Annotated in this window: 22 protein-coding genes; 20 read left to right on the forward strand and 2 right to left on the reverse strand. The window is 61.4% G+C overall.

Annotated features, from left to right (window positions below; translation table 11 throughout):
* Window position 1: 1 nt before the first annotated feature.
* A complete protein-coding gene (locus BLU25_RS07755; protein WP_016782268.1) occupies window positions 2-1,198 on the reverse strand; it encodes an efflux RND transporter periplasmic adaptor subunit in 1,197 nt (398 codons plus the stop codon).
* A 138-nt stretch (window positions 1,199-1,336) separates the two neighbouring features.
* Between BLU25_RS07755 and baeS the strand changes: the two genes are divergently transcribed.
* The gene (baeS, locus tag BLU25_RS07760; protein WP_016782267.1) at window positions 1,337-2,722 is read left to right on the forward strand and encodes a sensor histidine kinase efflux regulator BaeS; all 1,386 of its coding nucleotides are present in this window, start codon (window positions 1,337-1,339) and stop codon (window positions 2,720-2,722) included.
* Between the two features lie 3 nt (window positions 2,723-2,725).
* Complete coding sequence (locus BLU25_RS07765; protein ID WP_016782266.1) at window positions 2,726-3,391, forward strand: response regulator; 666 nt, start codon at window positions 2,726-2,728, stop codon at window positions 3,389-3,391.
* Between the two features lie 166 nt (window positions 3,392-3,557).
* Here BLU25_RS07765 and BLU25_RS23570 read toward each other — a convergent pair whose 3' ends face one another.
* A complete protein-coding gene (locus tag BLU25_RS23570) occupies window positions 3,558-3,701 on the reverse strand; it encodes a hypothetical protein (protein ID WP_016782265.1) in 144 nt (47 codons plus the stop codon).
* A gap of 627 nt (window positions 3,702-4,328) precedes the next feature.
* Here BLU25_RS23570 and BLU25_RS07770 point away from each other — a divergent pair.
* The 18 genes from BLU25_RS07770 to BLU25_RS07855 all read left to right on the forward strand — a co-directional run bounded on the left by BLU25_RS07770 (window position 4,329) and on the right by BLU25_RS07855 (window position 21,618).
* Window positions 4,329-5,180, forward strand: coding sequence for an ABC transporter ATP-binding protein (locus BLU25_RS07770; RefSeq protein ID WP_016782264.1), 852 nt, complete (start codon window positions 4,329-4,331; stop codon window positions 5,178-5,180).
* A gap of 37 nt (window positions 5,181-5,217) precedes the next feature.
* Entirely contained in the window at window positions 5,218-6,219 is a 1,002-nt protein-coding gene (locus BLU25_RS07775) for an ABC transporter substrate-binding protein (protein ID WP_016782263.1), read from the forward strand.
* A 28-nt stretch (window positions 6,220-6,247) separates the two neighbouring features.
* The gene (locus tag BLU25_RS07780) at window positions 6,248-7,024 is read left to right on the forward strand and encodes an ABC transporter permease (protein WP_016782262.1); all 777 of its coding nucleotides are present in this window, start codon (window positions 6,248-6,250) and stop codon (window positions 7,022-7,024) included.
* A complete protein-coding gene (locus tag BLU25_RS07785) occupies window positions 7,024-7,788 on the forward strand; it encodes an SDR family oxidoreductase (RefSeq protein WP_139803916.1) in 765 nt (254 codons plus the stop codon). Before BLU25_RS07780 ends, BLU25_RS07785 begins: the two co-directional genes overlap by 1 nt.
* Window positions 7,789-7,801: 13 nt before the next feature.
* Window positions 7,802-8,344: a cupin domain-containing protein gene (locus tag BLU25_RS07790; RefSeq protein ID WP_016782261.1), complete on the forward strand. Its 543-nt coding sequence runs from the start codon at window positions 7,802-7,804 to the stop codon at window positions 8,342-8,344.
* Between the two features lie 4 nt (window positions 8,345-8,348).
* Window positions 8,349-9,233 carry an alpha/beta fold hydrolase gene (locus BLU25_RS07795; protein WP_016782260.1) on the forward strand — a complete coding sequence of 295 codons (885 nt, stop codon included), beginning with the start codon at window positions 8,349-8,351 and terminating at the stop codon, window positions 9,231-9,233.
* Window positions 9,230-10,066 (forward strand): IclR family transcriptional regulator, encoded by an 837-nt coding sequence (locus tag BLU25_RS07800; RefSeq protein ID WP_016782259.1) that lies wholly within the window; start codon window positions 9,230-9,232, stop codon window positions 10,064-10,066. The genes BLU25_RS07795 and BLU25_RS07800 overlap by 4 nt, the downstream gene beginning before the upstream one ends.
* A gap of 1 nt (window position 10,067) precedes the next feature.
* Window positions 10,068-10,865, forward strand: a complete 798-nt coding sequence (locus tag BLU25_RS07805) for an SDR family oxidoreductase (protein WP_016782258.1) — start codon at window positions 10,068-10,070, stop codon at window positions 10,863-10,865.
* A complete protein-coding gene (locus BLU25_RS07810) occupies window positions 10,858-12,540 on the forward strand; it encodes a thiamine pyrophosphate-binding protein (protein ID WP_016782257.1) in 1,683 nt (560 codons plus the stop codon). Before BLU25_RS07805 ends, BLU25_RS07810 begins: the two co-directional genes overlap by 8 nt.
* A gap of 10 nt (window positions 12,541-12,550) precedes the next feature.
* Window positions 12,551-13,354 (forward strand): aspartate dehydrogenase, encoded by an 804-nt coding sequence (locus BLU25_RS07815; protein ID WP_016782256.1) that lies wholly within the window; start codon window positions 12,551-12,553, stop codon window positions 13,352-13,354.
* Window positions 13,355-13,466: 112 nt separating this feature from the next.
* Window positions 13,467-14,963: an aldehyde dehydrogenase gene (locus tag BLU25_RS07820; RefSeq protein WP_016782255.1), complete on the forward strand. Its 1,497-nt coding sequence runs from the start codon at window positions 13,467-13,469 to the stop codon at window positions 14,961-14,963.
* Complete coding sequence (locus BLU25_RS07825; RefSeq protein WP_016782254.1) at window positions 14,960-15,925, forward strand: VOC family protein; 966 nt, start codon at window positions 14,960-14,962, stop codon at window positions 15,923-15,925. Before BLU25_RS07820 ends, BLU25_RS07825 begins: the two co-directional genes overlap by 4 nt.
* A 13-nt stretch (window positions 15,926-15,938) precedes the next feature.
* On the forward strand, window positions 15,939-17,081 hold the full coding sequence (locus tag BLU25_RS07830; protein ID WP_016782253.1) for an FAD-dependent monooxygenase: 1,143 nt from the start codon (window positions 15,939-15,941) through the stop codon (window positions 17,079-17,081).
* Between the two features lie 34 nt (window positions 17,082-17,115).
* Window positions 17,116-17,343 carry a recombinase-like helix-turn-helix domain-containing protein gene (locus BLU25_RS07835; protein WP_016782252.1) on the forward strand — a complete coding sequence of 76 codons (228 nt, stop codon included), beginning with the start codon at window positions 17,116-17,118 and terminating at the stop codon, window positions 17,341-17,343.
* Window positions 17,344-17,364: 21 nt separating this feature from the next.
* Window positions 17,365-18,399, forward strand: coding sequence for an aromatic ring-hydroxylating oxygenase subunit alpha (locus tag BLU25_RS07840; protein WP_016782251.1), 1,035 nt, complete (start codon window positions 17,365-17,367; stop codon window positions 18,397-18,399).
* The gene (locus BLU25_RS07845; protein ID WP_083369585.1) at window positions 18,396-19,349 is read left to right on the forward strand and encodes a PDR/VanB family oxidoreductase; all 954 of its coding nucleotides are present in this window, start codon (window positions 18,396-18,398) and stop codon (window positions 19,347-19,349) included. Before BLU25_RS07840 ends, BLU25_RS07845 begins: the two co-directional genes overlap by 4 nt.
* Before the next feature lie 359 nt (window positions 19,350-19,708).
* On the forward strand, window positions 19,709-20,926 hold the full coding sequence (locus BLU25_RS07850) for a hypothetical protein (protein WP_016782249.1): 1,218 nt from the start codon (window positions 19,709-19,711) through the stop codon (window positions 20,924-20,926).
* 215 nt (window positions 20,927-21,141) lie between these two features.
* Window positions 21,142-21,618 carry a C40 family peptidase gene (locus BLU25_RS07855; RefSeq protein WP_016782248.1) on the forward strand — a complete coding sequence of 159 codons (477 nt, stop codon included), beginning with the start codon at window positions 21,142-21,144 and terminating at the stop codon, window positions 21,616-21,618.
* The last annotated feature ends 86 nt before the right edge of the window (window positions 21,619-21,704 follow it).

The following is a 21,704-nucleotide window of genomic DNA, read 5'->3' on the forward strand; positions in this document are numbered from 1 at the left end:
CTCAACCCTCCTGCGCAATGGCAGTGGGTGCGGCACGGGTCGGCAACGGCCGGGTTTCGCTGTTCTGCGCCAGGACTTCGTTACCCACCCGAACCTTCTGCCCGCCTTCGACAATCACCTGGTCACCGGCATTCAGGCCGGCGGTCACCCACCACTGATTGCCCACGGCACGGTCAATGCTCACCACGCGCTGCTCGACCTTGCCGTCGACCACCACCAGCACCGAGGTCACGCCACTGGCGCTGCGGGTCACGGCCTTTTGCGGGATCAGGATGGCCTTGTCATCGGTGGCCTGGTCCAGCACGGCACGCACATACATGCCCGGCAACAACAGGTGATCCGGGTTGGGGAACACGGCACGCAAGGTGACGGTGCCGGTGCCTTCAGTCACCGTTACGCCACTGACCTTGAGGCTGCCGGCGTGGTTATAGGTGCTGCCATCATCCAGCTTGAGCAGTACCGGCGCCTCAATCGCGCTGCTGCCCTGCAGGGCTCCGCTGGCCAGGTCGCGCTGGAGACGCAGCAGCTCGGTGGTCGATTGCGTCACGTCAACATAGATCGGGTCCAGTTGCTGCACGGTGGTCAGCGCGGTGTCCTGGCTGGCGACCACCAGTGCGCCGGGGGTCACTGTCGAGGTTTCAATGCGGCCACTGAGCGGCGAACTGATCCGCGTATAAGCCAGGTTGATACGTGCGGTTTCAACATCGGCCAGCGCTACTTGCACATCGGCTTGGGCCGTTTGCAGCGCGACCTGGGCGTCTTCGTTGTCTTGCTGGCTGATGGCATCAATTTTCGCCAGCTGCGCATCGCGCCGGGCGGTGGACTGCGCCGACTTGAGCGTGGCACGGGCCTTGGCGGCGGTGGCTTGCATCTGCGCCAGGGCGGCCTTGTACGGCGCCGCGTCAATTTGATACAGCGCCTGCCCGGCCTTGACCTCGGCACCTTCGACAAACAAACGCTGCTGCACGATGCCGCCCACCTGCGGGCGAATCTGGGCAACCATAAAGGCCTGGGTACGACCGGCCAGCTCGGCGGTCAATGCCTGACGCTGGGGTTGCACAGTCAGCACTGACACCTTGGGTTTTTCGGCTACAGGAGCGGAGTCCCCTGCCGAGCAGCCGCTCAGCACAAAAAGAACCAGCAAGGACACAACAACAGCGGCGGTTACCAGGGATTTGGTAAACAGTTTGATCGACATGGCGGCCTCTACAAGACAGTTGGCTGATGCCATGGTGCGAGGCAAATGTGCAGGAAAATTGAAGATTGCCCGCAAGCCTTGAATCTTCCCCGGCGCAGGGCCTAAATGAGCAGGCCATTTCGCCAGTAAGCCGAGCCGATGAAACTGAGTATCTCCACCAAACTGTTTATCGCCGTTCTGGCCAGCGTGCTGTTTGTGATCCTGAGCATGGGCCTGGCCACCAGCTGGAGTTTCACCCGGGGCTTTCTCGGCTACCTCAACGAACAGGCGCTGGAGCGCATGGCGCCGGTGTTGCCGCGTCTGGCCAGTGCTTATGAGCGCGAGGGCAGCTGGGAGTTTTTGCGTAACAAGCCTGACCGCTGGTTTGAAATCATGCGCCCTGATCACACCGATGAGCCGACGATCCATGACTTGCGTATCCCTTCCGCCTCCGACCTGACCGGCGCACTGTTTCGCATCGCCCTGCTTGATCAGGACAAAAAACGCGTGACGGGCTACCCGTCCATTGCCGATGACGCCCTGCTGCGCCCTATTGAAGTGGACGGCAAACTCGTGGGCTGGCTGGCCGTTACGCCGTTTCAAAGCGTGACCGAGGCGGGTGGTTCACGCTTCCAGCAATACCAACTGCAAACCAGCCTGGCGATGGGTTTTGTGTCGCTGCTGCTGGCCATGCTGATTGCCTGGTGGATTGCCCGCACCCTGCTCGATCCGGTCAAGCGCGTGGCCGCTGCCACCCACAAACTGGCCACCGGGGAATACAGCAACCGGGTGGCGGTCTCGTCCAATGACGAAGTCGGTCAACTGGCCCGCGACTTCAACCAGTTGGCCTACACCCTTGAGCGCAACGAAAAAATGCGCCGCGAATTTATGGCCGATGTGTCCCACGAACTGCGTACACCGTTGTCGATTCTGCGCGGTGAACTGGAGGCCATCGAGGACGGTGTGCGCACCCTCGACCACAGCTCGATGAAATCCCTGCAGGGCGAAGTCGGCATGCTCAGCAAGTTGGTGGACGACCTGTATGAGCTGTCATTGGCCGATGTCGGCGCCCTCACCTACCGTAAAAGCCAGTGTGACCTCAACGACCTGTTGCAGACCTCGGTGGCCATGTATCAGGAACGCTGCAACGCAGCCGGGTTGAGGGTCGAGTTGCGACTGCCAACTGGCCCGCTGCTGCTGGAGGCTGATGCCAAGCGCCTGCAACAGCTGTTTGGCAACTTGCTGGAAAACGCCGTGCGCTATACCGATGCTGGCGGCCTGCTGTTGATCAGCGCTTCCCTTGAGGATGAAAACATTCTGGTCAGCCTGATGGACTCCGGCCCCGGCGTCGACCCGCAGCAATTGCCGCGTCTGTTCGAGCGTTTCTATCGCGGCGAAGCCTCGCGCAACCGTGCCAGTGGCGGCGCCGGGCTGGGGCTGGCGATCTGTCACAGCATCGTGCTGGCCCACGGCGGCAGCCTGACAGCCGACCACTCACCCCTGGGCGGCCTGTGGCTTAGCCTGCGCCTGCCGCGCAAGGTGTAAACCATGGACACTATTCTGATTGTTGAAGATGAACCCAAACTGGCCGCATTGATGCACGACTACCTGAGCCTTGCCGGGTACGCCGTGCATTGCCTGGACAACGGCTTGGAGGTGGTACCGTGGGTGCGCAGCCATGCGCCGAGGTTGATCCTGCTCGACCTGATGCTACCCGGCCGCGACGGCCTGGACATCTGCAGGGAGCTGCGCGGTTTCAGCGCAATACCGGTGATCATGATCACCGCCCGCGTCGAAGAAGTGGACCGCCTGCTGGGGCTGGACCTGGGTGCCGACGACTATATCTGCAAGCCGTTCAGCCCGCGTGAAGTGGTGGCCCGGGTCAAGGCCATCTTGCGTCGCAGCCCGCAGTTAGAGCAGATAGCCCAGGCCCGCCTGCAGATCGACGAAGCGCAGTATCGCGCCTCGTTCGATGGCGTGGCGCTGGACCTGACACCGGTGGAACTGCGCCTGCTCAACACCTTCGCCCGCGCCCCGGGGCGGGTATTTTCCCGTGACCAGTTACTGGACAAACTTTACTCCGACCACCGCGTGGTCACCGACCGCACGGTGGACAGCCACATCCGCAACCTGCGGCGCAAACTGGCCCAGGCCAGCCCGGGGCATGACCCGATCCAGTCTTTGTATGGCGTGGGCTACAAGCTGGAGTTGTAATGGCAAGCAAGCTCCCACAAAAAAGGGGGCAAACCTCAGTTTTGATGAACACTGCAATACCCGTGGGAGCTGGCTTGCCTGCGATGCAAGCGACGCGATCTACCGGTTGAACCCCGTCGATGCCATCGCGAGCAAGCCCGCTCCCACAATAATGCGACTCACCCGATCAGCGCTGGCCGCCGTGCTGACCACCGCCGCCATGACCGCCGCCACCGCCACCGCCGCCTGGCGGCATAAACATCCAGCAGCCTGACAAGGCCGATACCGCAACCGCTACAACCAGTGCTTTAACAACAGACTTCAATTTCATGACCGAACGCTCATTTTCAACAGGGAAAAAACGTCGCCCTTATACCAGTGCCGGTCAGGCCTGAAGCAAAGGTTTACCCAACTTTACAGTGCCCATCCTGTGGGAGCGGGCTTGCTCGCGATGGCATCACAGTGATCCACCTGATAGACCGTAGTGTCTGTATCGCAGGCAAGCCAGCTCCTACAACAATGCGGCGTACAGATAAACCTCAAGGCAACGGATCAAATTTCAAATCCGCCAGCGACTGCACCTTGTCTTCACGCACCATCTTGTAAGGGATATTCGGGCCAATCGATTACTTCGCGAGCAGGCTCGTTCCCACTATTCCCCCTCGCATCTCCCCCCCCGCGTTTCACAGACAAAACAAATTCGCCAACTTGTTCTTTTATCCGTTACTTCCCGAAGCACTAACTTCTCACACCTTTTATTACCCAGCATTAAACATGGGCATTTATGTGCCACAAAAGAAACGTTGTTTTATATATGAAACAAGCCATAAAACCCAACAAAACAGCAACTCTTTGATTAACAGACACTTTAAAACTTAAAACTGGTCCGGAAACATTTTGGCATTGTTCATGCACTAAACAGCGTATCACCTATAAAACAGACCAGAGACCCCTCCCAATGGCTGTGAAAGAGATGTACGCCGTCGCGCCGCAATGGAATAACGCCGCTCCCAAGGAAGATACGGAGCCCACTGAAATTGAATTCCGCAATGTCGGAAAATGCTTCCCGGCCAAAGGAAAAGCCGAAGCACCGTTTGCCATCCGCGAGGTCAATTTCAAGATTCGCCGTGGCGAAGTCGTCTCGATCATCGGCCCGTCCGGTTGCGGTAAAAGCACCATCCTGAACATGGGCTCCGGTTTGTATCGCCCCACCGAAGGCGAAGTATTCGTCGCCGGCGAGGCCGTCACCGGCCCGGTTCGGCAGGTGGCGTTCATGCTGCAAAAAGACCTGCTGATGCCTTGGCGCAGCATCCGCCGCAACGTCGAGCTGGGCCTTGAGATCCAGGGTGTGCCGCCAGCCAGGCGCCAAGCGGTGGCCAAGGACCTGCTCGAACGCTGCCACTTGCACGGGTTTGCCGACCACTACCCCTTCCAGCTGTCCGGGGGCATGCGCCAGCGCGCCGCCCTGGCCCGCACCCTGGCCGTCGACCCGCAAGTGCTGTTCCTCGATGAACCGTTCTCGGCGCTGGATGCGCAAACCAAGATGATCCTGCAACAGGACATGGCGCGCATGTTGTTCGATGAAAAGAAAACCGCGCTGTTCATCACCCATGACCTGATCGAAGCCATCGCCATGTCCGATCGCCTGCTGGTCATGAGTGCCCGCCCCGGCACCATCATCGAAGAAATCAGCATCGACCTGCCATTTCGCGACAACCCGCTGGAGCGTCGCAAGCTGCCGCAAATCGGCCCGCTGGTTGGCCGCTTGATGGAGTTGCTGCAAGTCGGCGCCGACACCGAACTGCATTGATCACGCCCTGCCGTCCCCACCTGTTTGAGGAGTCCGCATGTTCAAGTCTGTGTTTCAACGTTTCAGCCAGGCCAGCGCACTTGCCCTGGGCCTTGGCATGGCCTTCGCCGCTCACGCGCAGCCCACCGACGTCACTTATCTGCTGCCTGCACCGCCGAGCCTGCCAGCCTTCGCGCCGTGGATCATTGCCAAGGAAAAGGGCTACTACAGCGTCCGGAACCTGAACATGAACTTTATCGCTGCCAAAGGCGGTGTGGACGTAGCCAAGCAGATCGGTGCCGGCAACGCCATGCTCGGCGGGGCCATCGGGGACACGCCGATTGTGGTGCGGGCCAACGGCATTCCGGTGCGCGCCGTCGCTGTACTGGGCGCAGGCGGGGTGACGATGATCGCGACCAATGCCGCCGACAACATCAATTCGGTGGCCGATCTCAAGGGCAAGACCATGACCGTGATGTCCTACTCGGACACCACCTACTACGCCCTGCTCGCCTCGTTGCGCAAAGCTGGCCTGAGCAAGACCGATGTGAATATCCAGGCTGCCGGCCCGTCCGGGGTCTGGCAGTTGTTCACAGCCAACAAGGCCCAGGCCATGGCCGGTGTGCCGGACTGGGTGGTCCAGGCCGAGGCGGCCGGTTTAAAGGTCAAACTGATCCCCCAGGAGCAGATCTTCGAAAGCATGGCCCAGTCGATCATCGCCTCCGACGACGCCATCGACAATCACCCGCAAATTGTCCGCGACACGGTGCAAGCCACGCTGCAGGGCATGCGCGACATTATCCAGGACCCACATGCCGCCGCCGTGACCTTTGCCAGGGCCGTACCGGCCTATGCCGGCAAGGAAGACGAGCTGGAAAAAATCTTCAGGCTCTACGTCCAGCATGTGTATGCCAACCAGCCGGTACTGGGCCGCATCGACCCGGCGCGCCTCGAAGCCGTGCGCCAGTTCTATGTCAGTGAGGGCATCGTCACCCGCGAGCCCAAGCTCGACGAGCTCTACACCAATCAGTTCATCGACACCCCGACAGCCGCGCATTAACGGCCAGTGACAACAAGGTACGCATACGATGAAAAACCTTAATAACTCCGTGTCCGGCAGCGTTGCTTTGCTGCTCCTGTTTCTGCTGCTCTGGCAATGGGGCCCGGGGCTGCTGGGCATGCCCGAGTTCGTCATGCCCAAACTGAGCCGCGTGGCCCAGGAAGGCGTGCTGATGTGGCAAACCGGCGGCTTGTTGCAACACACCCTGATCACCGCTTTTGAAATCGTCGTCGGCTTTGCCCTGGGCGCGCTGCTCGGGGTGGCCATCGGGGTTTCACTGGGGCTCTCGCCCAGCGCCGAAGCCATGCTCTCGCCGTACATCCTGGCGTTGCAAATCGCACCCAAAGTGGCCTTTGCACCGCTGTTCGTGATGTGGCTGGGCTACACCATCTACCCGAAAATCCTGATTGCCATCCTGATCGTGTTTTTCCCGGTGATGATCAACGTGCTGTCGGCCATCCGCACCGTGGACCCGGACATGATCAACCTGGTGCGCACCATGAGCGCCAGCCGCTGGCAGATTTTCCGCCTGGTGGAGTTCCCGTCCGCAATGGCCGCGCTGTTCTCCGGCTTGCGTATCGCCTCGACCCTGGCCGTGATCGGCGTCACCGTCGGAGAACTGGTGGGGGGCAATCAGGGCCTGGGCTTCCTGCTGGTCGATGCCGAAGGCCAGGGTAATACCGCTGGCGTGTTCGTGGCCATCGTCATGCTCACCCTGATCGGCGTGCTGGCCTACGGCGCCGTGGTCTGGGCCGAAAAACGCGTGTTGCACTACATGCCCAAAGCCATGCTGAGTACTCAATGATGAGCGCCAATACGTCGTTACTGGAAGGACGCCGGGTGCTGGTCACCGGCGGTGCCCGTGGGCTGGGTTATGCCTTTGCCCGCGCCATTGGCCGGGCCGGTGCCCGGGTGGTTATCGCCGACATTCTCGCCGAGCGCGTGCAGCAGTCAGCCGCCGAACTGGTTGGTGAAGGCCTCGATGTACACGGGGTGACGGTCGACCTGGCGCAACCCGCTTCGATTGACGCCTGCGTGGCACGCAGTCTCGACCTGCTCGGCGGGCTCGACGGCCTGGTGAACAACGCTTCGATCACCAATTCGGGCGGCAAGACGTGCGAAGAACTGCACATCGATACCTGGGACCAGGTCATGCAGGTCAACGTACGCGGTACCTGGCTGATGACCCGGGCCTGCCTGCCCGCCCTGCGCGGCAGTGGCCACGGTGCGGTGGTCAACCTGGCCTCCGACACGCCGCTGTGGGGCGCCCCGAACCTGCTGGCCTATGTCGCGAGCAAGGGCGCAATCATCGCCATGACCCGCAGCCTGGCCCGCGAACTGGGCGCCGACAACATCACGGTCAATGCCATCGCCCCCGGCCTGGTCCTGGTCGAGGCCACGGCCTACGTACCCGAAGCTCGCCACCGTTTGTACAACGATCGCCGGGCCATACAACGCCCGCAACTGCCCGAGGATGTCAGCGGCGCCGTGCTGTTCGCGCTGTCCGACCTTGCCCGCTTTATCACTGGACAAACCCTGCCGGTCAACGGCGGGTTCGTCATGCCTTGAACTGGAGACAGCCATGACCGATCTATCTGCAGCCGTACAAACCACCGCCAAGAGCTGGGAACAACCCGCCGGCAGCGACCTCGCCAGCTGGATGAAAACCCGTATCGCCCGCTACGAAACACGCCAGTACGACTGGAACGCGCTGAAGTTCCAGGCCGACTACGACCCAAAATTCCGGCGTGCGCAAATGCGCTACATCGGCACTGGCGGCACCGGCGTAAGCACCGACATGAACACCATCCCGTCCGAGCACTTCACCTTTTCGACCATGGTGATTCCGGCCGGTCATGAAGGCCCGCCACACCTGCACACCGACGTTGAAGAAGTGTTCTTCGTGCTGCGCGGCACGCTCAAGGTGGTGATCGAAAAAGACGGCGAACGCTTCGAAACCATCCTCACCGACCGCGACGTGATTTCCGTGCCGCCGGGGGTGTACCGCGAAGAGATCAACATCGGCGATGAAGATGCACTGATGTGCGTGATGCTCGGTGCGAAAAAACCGCTGACCCCGACTTACCCGCCAGAGCACCCTCTGGCCTCGATCAAGCGCGGATAAGCCCATGCTGCAGACCACTGACCACCTCGACCCGAGCCTTACGGCGGACCTTGAGGCGCAGCTGGGCCTGAATTTTCCCCTGCGCAGGCTGGACCTCGCGGGCGGGCAGCAGGCCCTGCGTGAATGCGGGCGTGGGCCGGCCATCGTGCTGTTGCACGGGATCGGCTCGGGCGCGGCGTCCTGGCTGGCGGTGGCGCAACTGCTGGGGCAACGGGCCCGCGTCATCGCCTGGGATGCACCCGGCTACGGCCAATCTTCGCCACTGCGTTCGCTAGCCCCCGACGCCTCGGATTATGCCGGGCGCCTGGGGCAAATGCTCGACGCACTGGGTGTCGAGCGTTGTGTGCTGGTGGGTCATTCCCTTGGCGCAATCACCGCCACCGCGTTCGCCAGCGGCGCACAGCAACAGCGGGTCAGCCGGCTGGTGCTGATCAGCCCGGCGCAGGGCTATGGCCATCCGTCACGCCAGGCCCAGGGCCGGGCGGTGCGCAAAAAGCGCCTGGCCGATCTTGAACATCCCGGCATCCAGGCCATGGCCAGGCAACGCAGCGCCTGCATGTTGTCACCTGGCGCCAGCCCCGGAGATCACGCCTGGGTGCGCTGGAACATGGCGCAGCTCAACCCCGAGGGTTATCGCCAGGCCATCGAGTTGCTGTGCGGCGAGGATCTGTTGCGCCAGCCGCCACTGTCGATGCCGTGTGACGTGCATTGCGGCGCCGCCGACGGCATCACCACGCCCGACAGCTGCCAACTGCTGGCCCGGGCATTGGGCGCCAGCTTCAGCCTGATGACCGGCGCCGGCCATGCCAGCCCCATCGAACAACCTTACGCGGTGGCGGGCCGGCTGGCCCTTGCCATCGAACACTCCCTGACAGGTGCATCGCTATGACAGATTCAGAACTGCCCAAGGACGCTCAGGACAAATACATCGTGCCGGGCCTGGAGCGTGGCCTGCTGCTGTTGTGCGAGTTCACGCGCAGCAACCGCACCCTCACCGCGCCGGAACTGGCCCGCCGCCTGGCCCTGCCGCGCTCGACGATTTTCCGCCTGCTGACCACCCTCGAAACCATGGGTTTCGTGACCCGCAGCGGCAATGAGTACCGCCTCGGCATGTCGGTGCTGCGCCTGGGCTTTGAGTACCTGGCGTCACTGGAGCTGACCGAGCTGGGGCAACCGCTGCTGGCCCGTTTGTGTGACCGGGTCAACTACCCGAGCAATCTGGTGGTGCGCGATGGCCGCTCGATTGTTTATGTGGCCAAGGTCTCGCCGCCTTCGGTGTTTTCCAGTGCCGTCAACGTCGGCACCCGCCTGCCCGCCCACGCCACCGTGCTGGGACGAATCCTGCTCGAAGACCTGTCGCTGAGCGAATTGCGCGAGCTGTATCCCGAAGAGCATCTGGAACAGCACTCACCCTGCACACCGAAAACCGCACTGGAGCTGTTCGACATGGTGCAGGCCGACCGCCAGCGCGGTTTCGTCAGCGGCGAAGGTTTTTTCGAATCGTCGATCTCGACCGTGGCCGCGCCGGTGCGCGACGAGTCCAGCAGGATCGTTGCGGCGCTGGGGGTGACCGTGCCCACCGCACAGATTGCCCACGTCAACTTCAACGAGTTGCTGCTGCAAGTACGCCGCAGCGCCGACGAGCTTTCACGGCTGCTCAACTACAACAGCGGCGCGGCCAACGATGGTCACAACCGCGTCACTGCCTTGATGAGGGATTGAGATGAGCCTTTATCAACTGCAATCCAGCACCGCGATTGTCACGGGCGGTTCTTCAGGCATTGGCCTGGCCAGTGTCGAGTTGCTGCTGGAAGCCGGGGCCGCCGTAGCCTTGTGTGGACGCAACGAAGAGCGCCTGCGCTGCGCCGAAGCTGCCTTGCGCCAGCGCTTCCCCGCAGCACGCCTGCTGGCCCGGGTGTGCGATGTGCTGGATGAAGGATCGGTAAAGGCCTTTGCCGCCGCCAGCCTCGCGGCATTGGGCCCGGCCAGCATCCTGATCAACAACGCCGGCCAGGGCCGGGTTTCGACCTTTGCCAACACCACGCCCAGCGCCTGGACCGACGAGCTGAACCTGAAGTTTTTTTCGGTGATCAACCCGGTCCACGCCTTTATGCCCCAGCTGCAAAGCCAGCCCGGGGCCGCCATCGTCTGCGTCAACTCGTTGCTGGCCAGGCAGCCGGAACCGCACATGGTCGCCACCTCGGCGGCCCGCGCCGGGGTCATGAACCTGGTGCGATCGATGGCCAGCGAATTTGCCCCGCAGGGCATTCGGGTCAACGGCATCCTGATTGGCCTGGTCGAGTCCGGTCAATGGCGCCGGCGCTTCGAGGCCCGCGAAGAACGGGCACTGGACTGGAGCCAATGGACCGCCCGGCTGGCACAACACAAACACATTCCCTTGGGGCGCCTGGGCCTGCCGATTGAAGCAGCCCGCGCGATCCTTTTTTTGGCCTCGCCTCTGTCCTCGTACACCACAGGCAGCCATATCGATGTTTCTGGAGGTCTGTCCCGCCATGCGTAATGAACATACTGTCACCGTTGGCGCCGCCATCACCGCGTTCCTGGAGCAGTGCGAGGTCAAGGCCGCGTTCGGCGTGATCTCCATCCACAACATGCCGATCCTCGACGCCTTCGCTGCGCGGGGCAATATCCGCTTTGTCATGGCCCGGGGTGAAGCCGGCGCCACCAACATGGCCGATGCCTACGCCCGCACCACCGGCGGCCTGGGTGTGTGCCTGACGTCCACTGGCACCGCGGCAGGCAATGCCGCCGGTGCCCTGGTTGAAGCACTGACCGCAGGCACGCCGCTGCTGCATATCACCGGGCAGATCGAAACGCCGTACCTGGATCAGGACTTCGCCTACATTCACGAAGCCCGCGACCAGCTGACCATGCTCAAGGCCGTGTCCAAGGCGGCATTTCGCGTGCGCAGCGTCGACACGGCAATCAGCACCCTGAAACTGGCCGTGCAAACGGCCCTTACCGCGCCTACCGGGCCAGTCAGCGTCGAGATCCCGATCGATATCCAGTCGACCTTTATCGCCATGCCCAGCGATCTCTCACCCTTGCCGGTGCCGGTTGCCGTACCCGCGCCCGAAGCCCTGGATCTGGTGGCCGAACGGCTGGCCAGTGCAAGCCGCCCGCTGCTGTGGCTGGGGGGTGGCGCGCGACACGCCGGGGCACAAGTCAAACGCCTGCTGGATATGGGCGTGGGGGTGATCACCTCGACCCAGGGTCGGGGCGTGGTCAACGAAGACGACGAGCGTTGCCTGGGGGCCTTTTCACAGAACAAGCGCGTCGAACAGTTTCTGCAAAGCTGTGATGCCCTGCTGATCGCCGGGTCGCGCCTGCGCAGCAACGAGACGTTCAAGTACGCGCTGAAATTGCCGCGCAACACCCTGCGCATCGACGCCAACCCGGCCATCGAAGGGCGCAGTTACAACAGCGAACTGTTTATTTGCGGGGATGCAGCACTGGCCCTTGATGGCCTGGCAGACCGCCTGCAAGGCCGCCTGCACATCGACCCGACCTTCCTCGCCGACCTCAAGGCCGTGCGCGAACAGTCCCGCACCCAGCTGCTCGCCGACCTGGGCCCTTACTCGGCGATGGTCGAGCAGTTGCAAGGAATGACCGGGCGCAATTTTTCCTGGGTGCGCGACGTGACCCTGTCCAACAGCATCTGGGGCAATCGCCTGCTGACCCTGTACCACCCACGCGCCGGGGTTCACGCCCTGGGCGGCGGTATTGGCCAGGGCATGCCGATGGCCATCGGTGCTGCAGTCGCAGCGGCCGAGAACGATCCTTCCCGCAAGGTGTTCGCCCTGGCCGGTGACGGCGGTTTCATTCTCAACCTCGGCGAGCTGGCGACCCTGGTGCAGGAGAACGCCAATGTGGTGATGCTGCTGATGAACGACCAGCGCTACGGGGTGATCCGCAATATTCAGGACGCGGTGTATGGCAGCCGCCACTGCTATGTCGACCTGCACACCCCGGACTACGCCATGCTGGCCCAATCGCTGAACCTGCGCCATGCACGGGTCACTGACCTGAAGGATTTCGCCAGCGTAGTCGACGTGGCACTGGGGCAACCCGGCCCCTTCCTGCTGGAAGTCGACATGCTCAGCGTCGGCAGTTTTGCCACCCAGTTCGCCGGTCCGCCGAACAGCGAAACCAAAGCGCAAAAAGCCACGGCCTGAGGACTTCGTCATGTTGCATATCACCATGGTCGGCTGCGGCGCGATTGGCGTCGGTGTACTTCAGTTGCTGGAGAGCGATGCGCAGATGTGTGTCGATTACGTTATCGCTTCAAGCGGCTCAGAGTATCTGGTGCGCCAGCGTCTGGCGGGTTTCAGACAGCCGCCGCAGGTGCTGAACGCAGTGCCTGTCGATGCCCGCCCCGACCTGCTGGTCGAGTGCGCCGGCCACCGCGCCATCGAAGAACATGTGCTGCCAGCGCTGGAGCGTGGCATCCCGTGCCTGATTGTCTCGGTGGGCGCGTTGTCCGAAGTCGGTCTGGTGGAACGCCTGGAGGCGGCCGCCGCTCGCGGCCAAACCTATATCCAGTTGCTGCCCGGCGCCATCGGCGGCATTGACGCCCTGTCGGCAGCCAAGGTGGGCGGGCTGGACGCCGTCAACTATACCGGGCGCAAACCGGCCAAGGCCTGGCAGAACACCCCTGCAGAGCAGGTTTGCGACCTGGCAAATATCAACGAAGCGACGGTGATTTTTCACGGCAGCGCCCGCGAGGCTGCGCGGCTTTACCCGAAGAACGCCAACGTCGCTGCCACCTTGTCCCTGGCAGGGATCGGGCTGGACCGCACCCAGGTGACCCTGATTGCCGACCCGGCCAGCGACGAGAACGTGCATCACTTCGAAGCCCGCGGAGCCTTTGGCGGTTTTGAAATGAGCTTGCGCGGCAAGCCGTTGCTGGCCAACCCGAAAACCTCGGCGCTGACCGTTTACAGCGTTGTGCGCGCCTTGGGCAACCACGCGCATGTGATTTCGATATGAGTAGCAGCGCCAAGTTGCAAGCTTCAAGCGGCAAGCAAGGTCGTTGCGTATCGCCTTGCTTTCTCTTGCTGCTTAAAGCTTGAAGCCTGCAGCCTGCAGCTAAGGACCCCTTATGACTCTCGAACAAACTCTACCCATCTGCATTGCCGGCCAGTGGCGCCAAGGTCGCGGTGAGCGCTACGCCACCCGCTACCCCGCCACTGGCGAAGTGGTTGCCTGGCTCAACGCGGCCAGTCTCGAAGACGTGGAAGACGCCGTACAGGGCGCCCACCAGGCTTTTTTGCACAGCGGCTGGGCGCAGCGCAAACCCCACGAGCGGGCCGCTGTGCTGTATCGCATGGCCCATCTGATCCGCGAGCGCAGCGAAGAACTGGCGCAGCTGCAGCGCCAGGACAACGGCAAACCGATCAGTGAAACCCGGGCACTGGTGGCCAGCGCCGCAGGTACATTCCAGTTTTTCGCCGCGGCCTGCGAAACCCTCGAAGAGACCATCACGCCCTCCCGTGGGGATTACGTGACCTTGAGTGTTTACGAGCCGATGGGGGTGATTGCCGCCATTACACCTTGGAATTCGCCGATCGCCAGCGAAGCGCAAAAAGTCGCGCCAGCACTGGCCGCCGGTAATGCGGTGGTGATCAAACCGGCTGAAATCAGCCCGCTGCTGGCCCTGCAACTGGCCCGTATCGGCGAAGAGGCGGGCCTGCCCAAAGGCCTGCTCAGCGTATTGCCGGGCAAAGGCTCGCTGCTCGGAGATGCCCTGACCCGCCACCCCCTGGTCAAGCGTGTGTCGTTCACCGGCGGGACCAAGACCGGTAAGCATATTGCCCATATCGCCGCCGACAAGATGATGCCGGTGTCACTGGAGCTGGGCGGCAAGTCGCCGACCATCGTGCTCGATGATGCCGACCTCGATCACGCCGTGGCCGGAGTGTTGTATGGCATTTTCAGTTCCTCGGGCGAAGCCTGTATCGCAGGCTCGCGCCTGTTCGTTGCGCGCTCCCTGTACCAGCCGTTTATGGCGCGACTGGTGGCGGCAGCTGCCGGATTGCGGATCGGTGACCCGGCCGATGAGCGCACACAAATGGGTCCGCTGATCAGCGCCGCGCACCGCGAATCAGTGGAGCGTTACGTGGCCCTGGGGCTGGCCGAGGGCGGGCGTCTGCTGCTGGGCGGCCAACGCTTGCACGGAGGCGCGTATGACCAGGGTTACTTCTACCCGCCGACCATCCTCGAAGGCCTGGGCAACCACCAGCAAGTGTGCCAGGAAGAAATCTTCGGCCCGGTGCTGGTAGCCATGCCGTTCGATGACGAAGCGCAATTGCTCGAGCAGGCCAACGACAGCCTGTATGCCCTCGCTGCCGGTATCTGGAGCCGCGACTACAAACGCGCCTGGGCCCTGGGGCGGCAAATCCAGGCCGGTACGGTGTGGATCAACACCTACAAGCAGTTCTCGATTTCCACCCCGTTCGGCGGCTGGCGCGACAGTGGTCTGGGCCGTGAAAAAGGCCGCCTCGGCATCCTGCAGTACATGGAACAGAAAAGCCTTTACTGGGGCATGAATGAACAGCCACTGGCCTGGGCCGGTGTCACACATGAAGGTGGGTTATGAGCGTTTTAGGCATTGATGAAGTCACCTACGGTGTCGAGGATCTGGACACCTGCGCACGTTTTTTCAGCGACTGGGGCCTGAGCAAGGTCAGCGAGCAAGCCGATGAGGTGATTTTTGAAACCCTCAACGGCTGTCGCGTGGTCCTGGCTGATATCCACAAGGCTGGCTTGCCGCCCGCCATCGAAGCTGGGTCGACCGTGCGCGAAGTGGTCTGGGGTGTGGCCGATGCGGCAGATCTGGCGCTGTACAGCCAGCGCATCAGCAACGACCCGGGCTTTGTCGAAGGCAATGGCCGCATCGGCTGCACCGACCCCAATGGCCTGGCCATCCGCTTGCAGGTTACCCGCAAGCGCGAACTGCACCTTGAATGCAGCGGCCACAACACCTGGCAGACCAAGGGGCGGATCAACAAGGCGGCGCCGATCTACGAGCGCGCCACGCCCGTTGAAGTCGGCCATGTGGTGTTTTTCGTCAAGGATGTAAATGCCTGCGAAGCGTTCTATCACCAGCGTTTTGGCTTCCAGGCCTCGGACCGTTACCCGGATCGCGGTGCATTTTTGCGCACCGCCGAAGAAGGCGGCCACCATGACCTGTTCATGCTGCAACTGCCCGCACCGCGAGCCGGTTTGAACCATGTCGCGTTCACCGTACGCGATGTCCACGAAGTGTTCGGCGGCGGCATGCATGTCTCGCGCAGCGGCTGGCCCACCGAAATTGGTCCGGGTCGCCACCCGGTGTCTTCAGCGTTTTTCTGGTACTTCAAAAATCCGGCCGGGGCGCTGGTGGAGTACTACGCAGACGAAGACCAACTGACCGGCGAATGGCAACCACGCACCTTCGAACCCGGCCCGACGGTCTTTGCCGAATGGGCGATCGCAGGCGGCATCGATGGCAATACCCGCCGCCAGCAACATGTTGAAGCACCGCAAGGCAAGTTCCTTACCGACAAACCGAAACCCTGAGCAGGAGTCGCCCATGTCTTCACTGAATATCGCCATTGCCGGTGCCGGGATAGGCGGCCTCACCGCCGCTATTGCCCTGCAGCGTGCAGGCCACAACGTCACCGTATTCGAGCAGTCCAGGGCCTTTTTGCGCGTGGGGGCCGACATCAACCTGACGCCCAACGCCGTGCGCGCCCTTGACGGCCTGGGGGTCGGCGCGGCGGTGCGGATTCCAGCAGCCCGCCCGACCCACCGCATCAGTCGCCTGTGGGACAGCGGCGAAGAAACCTCGCGCCTGGAAATGTCCGATGCCGCCGAAAAAAAATACGGCGCACCGCAACTGACCATCCACCGCGCCGATTTGCTGGCCGCACTGGCCGATGTGTTTCCCACTGAAAACGTACAGTTTGGCAAACGCGCCGAGCGGGTAGAACAGACCGAACAAGGCATCGAGCTGCATTTCAAGGATGGCAGCCGCCACGTTACCGACCTGCTGATCGGCGCCGACGGCATTCACTCGGTGGTGCGCAATGCGCTGTTCGGTGACGAGCAACCGCGCTTTACCGGTGTGGTCGCTTATCGCGCCGTGGTGCCCGCAGAGAGCGTGGCCCATGTGCCGAACATTCAGGCGTTCACCAAGTGGTGGGGACCAAACCCACAAAGCCAGATCGTGACCTTCCCGCTGAACCAGGGGCGCGACATTTTCATCTTCGCCACCACCGCACAAGACAGCTGGCATGAAGAGTCCTGGACCAGTGCCGGTGATGCCGACGAGTTGCGCAGCCACTATCAAGACTTCCACCCGGATGCCCGCGCCCTGCTCGATGCCTGCAGCGATGTGCTCAAGACCGCCCTGTACGAGCGCGACCCGCTGCCGTTCTGGTCCCGGGGCGGCATGACCCTGCTGGGCGATGCCTGCCATCCGATGATGCCGTTCATGGCCCAGGGAGCCGGTCAGGCCATCGAGGATGCGGTGGTACTGGCCCGTCATCTGCAAGACCTGAGCGACACCACGCAAATTGCCGGCGCCCTGCTCGCCTATCAGCACGCCCGCCTGCAACGCACCAGCCAGATCCAGATTGGCTCGCGGGGCAATCAATGGCTCAAGGACGGTGGCAATGCCGACTGGGTCTACGGCTATGACGCCTGGACCGTACCCACGCCGAGCGCTGCTTGAATCCCCCCACGGGCACCCAACAGAGGTCAATGACATGAGCACCAGCCAACCCTATGTCGAGCCGCATCAGGCCCGCAAACGTCCCAATACCCAGTTTGAGGAGCTGCTGGGCGACTCCATCGAGCGCGCCTTCGGCAATGGCGTGAACGAACTGCCCGACCTGCTCGCCCACCTCAACCGCGCCGGGCCACCCTGCCCCCTGAGCAGCGGCGAGTGGACGCCTGAAGCATATAAAAACCTGATGGCCCGGCTGGGCGAATAAGTCGCTGAAGGTATAAGAACAATGAACATGCACATAACCGTCGACCCTGTAGAAAACCTCCTTGCCAATGGTTTGAAAAACCTCTGGTTCCCCGTGTTGCCCAGCGACCATCTGGGCGAAAAACCTGTATCGATCCGCCGCCTGGGCTACAAGATCGCCTTGTGGCGCGATAACGATGGCAGCGTCCACGCCCTCGAAGACCACTGCCCGCATCGCGGCGCGCCGCTGTCCCAGGGACCGGTGCTCGGGGACCGCCTGCAGTGCCCGTACCACGGCGTTGAAGTGCGCTGTGACGGTACCGTGACCAAAGTTCCGGGCAGCCCGGGCTGCAAACTCGAAGGCAGCCGCCCGACGCGCATGTTTCATGCGCGTGAAGCCGCTGGCGCAATCTTTCTTTACAACGCTGTCGAGGCCCATGAAGAACACCCGCCGCAACTGGTGCTGCCGGAGCAATTGACTTCGCCCGGGTGGAGCAGCTTTTTATGCTATGCCGAGTGGCAAGGCGATTACCGCTATGTGATCGATAACGTCATGGACCCGATGCACGGCACCTACCTGCACAAGATGTCGCACTCCATGAGCGAAGGTGAAGCCACTGCCAGGTTCGTCACCCGCGACACCGACAAGGGCTTCTTCTTCGAGAAAGAAGGCCAGCGCGGAGTGAATTTCGACTGGACTGAATTTATGGACGACAGTTGCCACTGGTTGCGCCTGGAAATACCGTATCCGAAAACCGGTGGCCCGGGCGGCAACTTCACCATTATCGGCAGTTACACACCGAGCAGCCGCTCGCTGTCGGCCGTGTTCCACTGGCGCTGCCGACCGTTGACCGGCTGGCAGCGTGATACCTGGCGCTTCCTCTACAAAAACCGTCTGGAAGCACGCCACTGGGCCGTACTGGAACAGGACCGGGTGCTACTCGAATTCATGGAGCCGGACGCCAACCAGCGCGAGAACCTCTACCAACACGACCTGGGTGTGGTGCGCCTGCGCCGCTACCTGAAAAACGCGGCCAAGGCTCAACTGGAGCTGATCGACGCGAAGCAATTGCCATGAACGCCGCCATTACCGCACGCGTGCATACCCTGCGCTTTGAGGCTGAAGGCATTATCAGTGTCGAACTGCGCCCTTACGGCGACACCGTATTCGCGCCCTTTGACGCCGGTGCGCATATTGACCTGCATCTGCCCAATGGTCTGGTACGCAGCTACTCGTTGCTCAACTCGCCGAGCGACCAGGGTCGTTATGTGATCGGTATTCTGCGCGATCGCAACAGCCGTGGTGGTTCGGAGTATGTGCACGGTCAATTGCGGGTCGGCATGCAACTGGGCATATCCAGGCCGCGTAATAACTTCGCCCTCGACGTGAGCGCCCGCCACAGTGTGCTGGTGGCGGGCGGTATCGGCATCACGCCGATCTACTGCATGTTTCGCCAACTGCTGGCACTGGGCAAATCCGCCGAGCTGATCTACTGCGCCCGTTCGCGTCAGGAGGCCGCGTTGGTGGAAGAACTCAGCGGGCTGGGGGCCAGGGTGGTTTACCACTTCAACGATGAAAAAGGCGTACCGCCGGATCTGGCGGCGTACCTCGCCGACCAGCCCGCCGATACACATTTTTATTGCTGTGGCCCGACACCGATGCTCGATGCATTTGAACGCACCTGCGAAAGCCTGGGGTACCCGCACGCCCATATCGAACGCTTCGCGGCGGCCCAATTGCCGCCGTCTGCCGATGCGCAAAGCCGCTACAGCGTGGAGCTGAAAAAATCCGGCAAAACATTGTCGGTTGAAGCGGGGTTGAGCTTGCTGGATGTGTTGCTCGAAGCCGGTTGCGATATTGAACACAGCTGTCGCGAAGGCGTGTGCGGGTCGTGTGAGACGCGGGTGGTAGAAGGTGACATCGACCACAGGGACGGCGTGCTGACCAAGGCCGAACGGGCAGCGAACAACTCAATGATGGTCTGTGTTTCGGGCTGCAAGAGCCAGCGCCTGGTGCTCGACTTATAGTGCTGACACCGTAATTAAAAAGCCGACTCCAACGTCGGCTTTTTTGTGCAGGTGACATATATAAGCACAAACAACGTGCACTTTGGTTACTCCCTGATATGACTGTTTCATCAGCAATACAAGAAAGCTTGTCTTATATATAAATCATTGTTTTTTATATACTTATCACACCGAAGCATCTTCGGATCACTTGGCACAGTTCCTGCTCCAGCCCTGTCACGTTTATAGAGAAGACGCCGTACCACCGATAAAACAATACACGCACCCACAACGCCATTTCGCCAATTGCCCGACTCAAGGCAAACGGGAAAGTGTTGCCTGACACTTTTCAAAGTACCACTTCGCAGGGGGAGTCAAACATGAATAAGTCCGTTATAAGCCTGGGCCTGATGTTAAGCAGTTGCCTCAGTTTTGCCGCCGAACCCGTACTGGCGGCAGCCGTGGTCAAAAAGCCGTTCCCACATATTGCCTGGCGCAGTGATGACGGCCAGAGCAGCCTGGATATAGGCGGCGCATTGCGCACCAATTTTCGCGACGAACACTGGGATACCAGCGAAAACAACAACCGTTTTCTGTTCGACACCTTCCGTCTCGATGTGCAGGCGACCTACAAAAACCTTTTCAGCGATGCCGGCTACTGGTTTCAGGATGACGGCAAACGCGCCGTGGATCGTGGCTACGTGGGCTATCGCCTGAACGAGAAATCCAGCCTGCAATTGGGCGCACCGTTCAAACCGTTTGGCCTGGAGCCCTATCCGCAGTTTGGCTGGAGCTATCACCTGCCGTTCTTCATGGGCTACGGCTCCAGTACGGCGTCAGGCTTGAAATACAGCTATAAGGACCAGGACTGGGATGTGCAACTGGCTTTTTTCCCGCGCATGCTGCCGAGCGATATCCGCTTTGCTCCCGAGGTTGGCCGCTATGCCGACCTCAAGGACAATGCCATCGCGGCTATCCAGTCGCGTCAGAACAACGAGAAACGCAATCAGGTTAACGCCCGGCTGGCGCGCACCTTTGTCCACGATGGCTGGAAAGCCGAGGTCGGCGCATCGGTGGCCACCGCACACCTGTACAACGCCACCACCCGCAACGACGGCGACTACTGGGCCGGCGGGGTACACGCGATCATCAATGCAGGGCAATGGACAGTAACCGGTCAAGGCATCCGCTATGCATTCGACCCCAAGAACCCGGACGGCGTCAGCAAGGACTCGGTGCTGATGGGCGGTAACGGCCTGACGCCGGCCTACCTGATCGCTTCCAAAGCCAGCCTGGCAGCGCTGAACGTCAGCTACGACATCCTCACTCCCACGTTTGGCCCGCTGAAAAAGGTCAAGCTGTACAACGACTACAGTCGCCTGATGAAAGACAAAAGCGGCTGGGATGACTCGCAGATGTACACCGTGGGCGCGCAGTTTTTTGCCCTGCCCGTGATGGCCTGGATTGACCTGACCTGGGCGAAAAACGCCAACCCGTATGGCGGTGCCGAAAACGGCAGCGGCTTTACCAACACCAGCTCGATCGGCAGTAATCAGTGGTACTACCGCACCAACGTCAATATTGGTTATTACTTCTAAGACTCTCGCGCGCCCCTCTCCTGCGGGAGAGGATGCGCAATTAATCCTGCATGTGAGATGCACTTTTCAGGATGGCTACTGCTGTTCGTCGGGTTCAGATTAATACCGTAATTCATGTAGGAAACGCCCCACATACCCAGCAGGACCTCACTTTTAGACTGCGAGTACCCCGATAAAACGGAAGGTTACCTGTGTCTAAAGTCATCTCTCTGGCAATGTTGCTTACGCTCACCGGCGCCAACTTTGCGTCCGCAACCGACCTTCGCAAGCCTTACAACTGGGCCATTCAATCGGTCAAACATGATTCTTCGCCCTTGCATGTCAAGCGGGTCATCAAGCGCGCCCACACCTTGTTGGGCATCCCCTACCTGTGGGGCGGCATGTCACTGGAAAAGGGCTTCGATTGCAGCGGCATGCTGGTGTATCTGTTCAAGCACGAAGCCAATATCCACATCCCAAGAACCACCGCCGCCATGCTCGGCGCCGATCTGAAAAAAGTCGCACGCCATGCACTGCAACCGGGTGACGCCGTATTTTTCATCACCAACAGCGGCTCGCGAAGCAATCACGTCGGCCTGTATATAGGTGATAACCGTTTTATCCATGCACCACGCACAGGCAAGACGATCCGTATCGACTCACTGGACAATGCGTACTGGAAGAAAAACTACACCACCGCTCGCCGCTTCTAAGTCGGGAAGCCGCCCACAAAAGCGGCCGTATTGAGGGGCTGTCGAGCAGCACGTTACTGGCGAGGGGTTTAGGGGGTAAACCCCTC

The organism is Pseudomonas fragi (assembly GCF_900105835.1).
GTDB classification, from domain to species: Bacteria; Pseudomonadota; Gammaproteobacteria; order Pseudomonadales; family Pseudomonadaceae; genus Aquipseudomonas; species Aquipseudomonas fragi.

What these genes read in the sequence shown, in the direction of transcription:
- BLU25_RS07755 (WP_016782268.1), bottom strand. Translation starts at nt 1,198, where the DNA reads ATGTCGATCAAACTGTTTACCAAATCCCTGGTAACCGCCGCTGTTGTT.
- baeS (WP_016782267.1), top strand. Translation starts at nt 1,337, where the DNA reads ATGAAACTGAGTATCTCCACCAAACTGTTTATCGCCGTTCTGGCCAGC.
- BLU25_RS07765 (WP_016782266.1), top strand. Translation starts at nt 2,726, where the DNA reads ATGGACACTATTCTGATTGTTGAAGATGAACCCAAACTGGCCGCATTG.
- BLU25_RS23570 (WP_016782265.1), bottom strand. Translation starts at nt 3,701, where the DNA reads ATGAAATTGAAGTCTGTTGTTAAAGCACTGGTTGTAGCGGTTGCGGTA.
- BLU25_RS07770 (WP_016782264.1), top strand. Translation starts at nt 4,329, where the DNA reads ATGGCTGTGAAAGAGATGTACGCCGTCGCGCCGCAATGGAATAACGCC.
- BLU25_RS07775 (WP_016782263.1), top strand. Translation starts at nt 5,218, where the DNA reads ATGTTCAAGTCTGTGTTTCAACGTTTCAGCCAGGCCAGCGCACTTGCC.
- BLU25_RS07780 (WP_016782262.1), top strand. Translation starts at nt 6,248, where the DNA reads ATGAAAAACCTTAATAACTCCGTGTCCGGCAGCGTTGCTTTGCTGCTC.
- BLU25_RS07785 (WP_139803916.1), top strand. Translation starts at nt 7,024, where the DNA reads ATGAGCGCCAATACGTCGTTACTGGAAGGACGCCGGGTGCTGGTCACC.
- BLU25_RS07790 (WP_016782261.1), top strand. Translation starts at nt 7,802, where the DNA reads ATGACCGATCTATCTGCAGCCGTACAAACCACCGCCAAGAGCTGGGAA.
- BLU25_RS07795 (WP_016782260.1), top strand. Translation starts at nt 8,349, where the DNA reads ATGCTGCAGACCACTGACCACCTCGACCCGAGCCTTACGGCGGACCTT.
- BLU25_RS07800 (WP_016782259.1), top strand. Translation starts at nt 9,230, where the DNA reads ATGACAGATTCAGAACTGCCCAAGGACGCTCAGGACAAATACATCGTG.
- BLU25_RS07805 (WP_016782258.1), top strand. Translation starts at nt 10,068, where the DNA reads ATGAGCCTTTATCAACTGCAATCCAGCACCGCGATTGTCACGGGCGGT.
- BLU25_RS07810 (WP_016782257.1), top strand. Translation starts at nt 10,858, where the DNA reads ATGCGTAATGAACATACTGTCACCGTTGGCGCCGCCATCACCGCGTTC.
- BLU25_RS07815 (WP_016782256.1), top strand. Translation starts at nt 12,551, where the DNA reads ATGTTGCATATCACCATGGTCGGCTGCGGCGCGATTGGCGTCGGTGTA.
- BLU25_RS07820 (WP_016782255.1), top strand. Translation starts at nt 13,467, where the DNA reads ATGACTCTCGAACAAACTCTACCCATCTGCATTGCCGGCCAGTGGCGC.
- BLU25_RS07825 (WP_016782254.1), top strand. Translation starts at nt 14,960, where the DNA reads ATGAGCGTTTTAGGCATTGATGAAGTCACCTACGGTGTCGAGGATCTG.
- BLU25_RS07830 (WP_016782253.1), top strand. Translation starts at nt 15,939, where the DNA reads ATGTCTTCACTGAATATCGCCATTGCCGGTGCCGGGATAGGCGGCCTC.
- BLU25_RS07835 (WP_016782252.1), top strand. Translation starts at nt 17,116, where the DNA reads ATGAGCACCAGCCAACCCTATGTCGAGCCGCATCAGGCCCGCAAACGT.
- BLU25_RS07840 (WP_016782251.1), top strand. Translation starts at nt 17,365, where the DNA reads ATGAACATGCACATAACCGTCGACCCTGTAGAAAACCTCCTTGCCAAT.
- BLU25_RS07845 (WP_083369585.1), top strand. Translation starts at nt 18,396, where the DNA reads ATGAACGCCGCCATTACCGCACGCGTGCATACCCTGCGCTTTGAGGCT.
- BLU25_RS07850 (WP_016782249.1), top strand. Translation starts at nt 19,709, where the DNA reads ATGAATAAGTCCGTTATAAGCCTGGGCCTGATGTTAAGCAGTTGCCTC.
- BLU25_RS07855 (WP_016782248.1), top strand. Translation starts at nt 21,142, where the DNA reads ATGTTGCTTACGCTCACCGGCGCCAACTTTGCGTCCGCAACCGACCTT.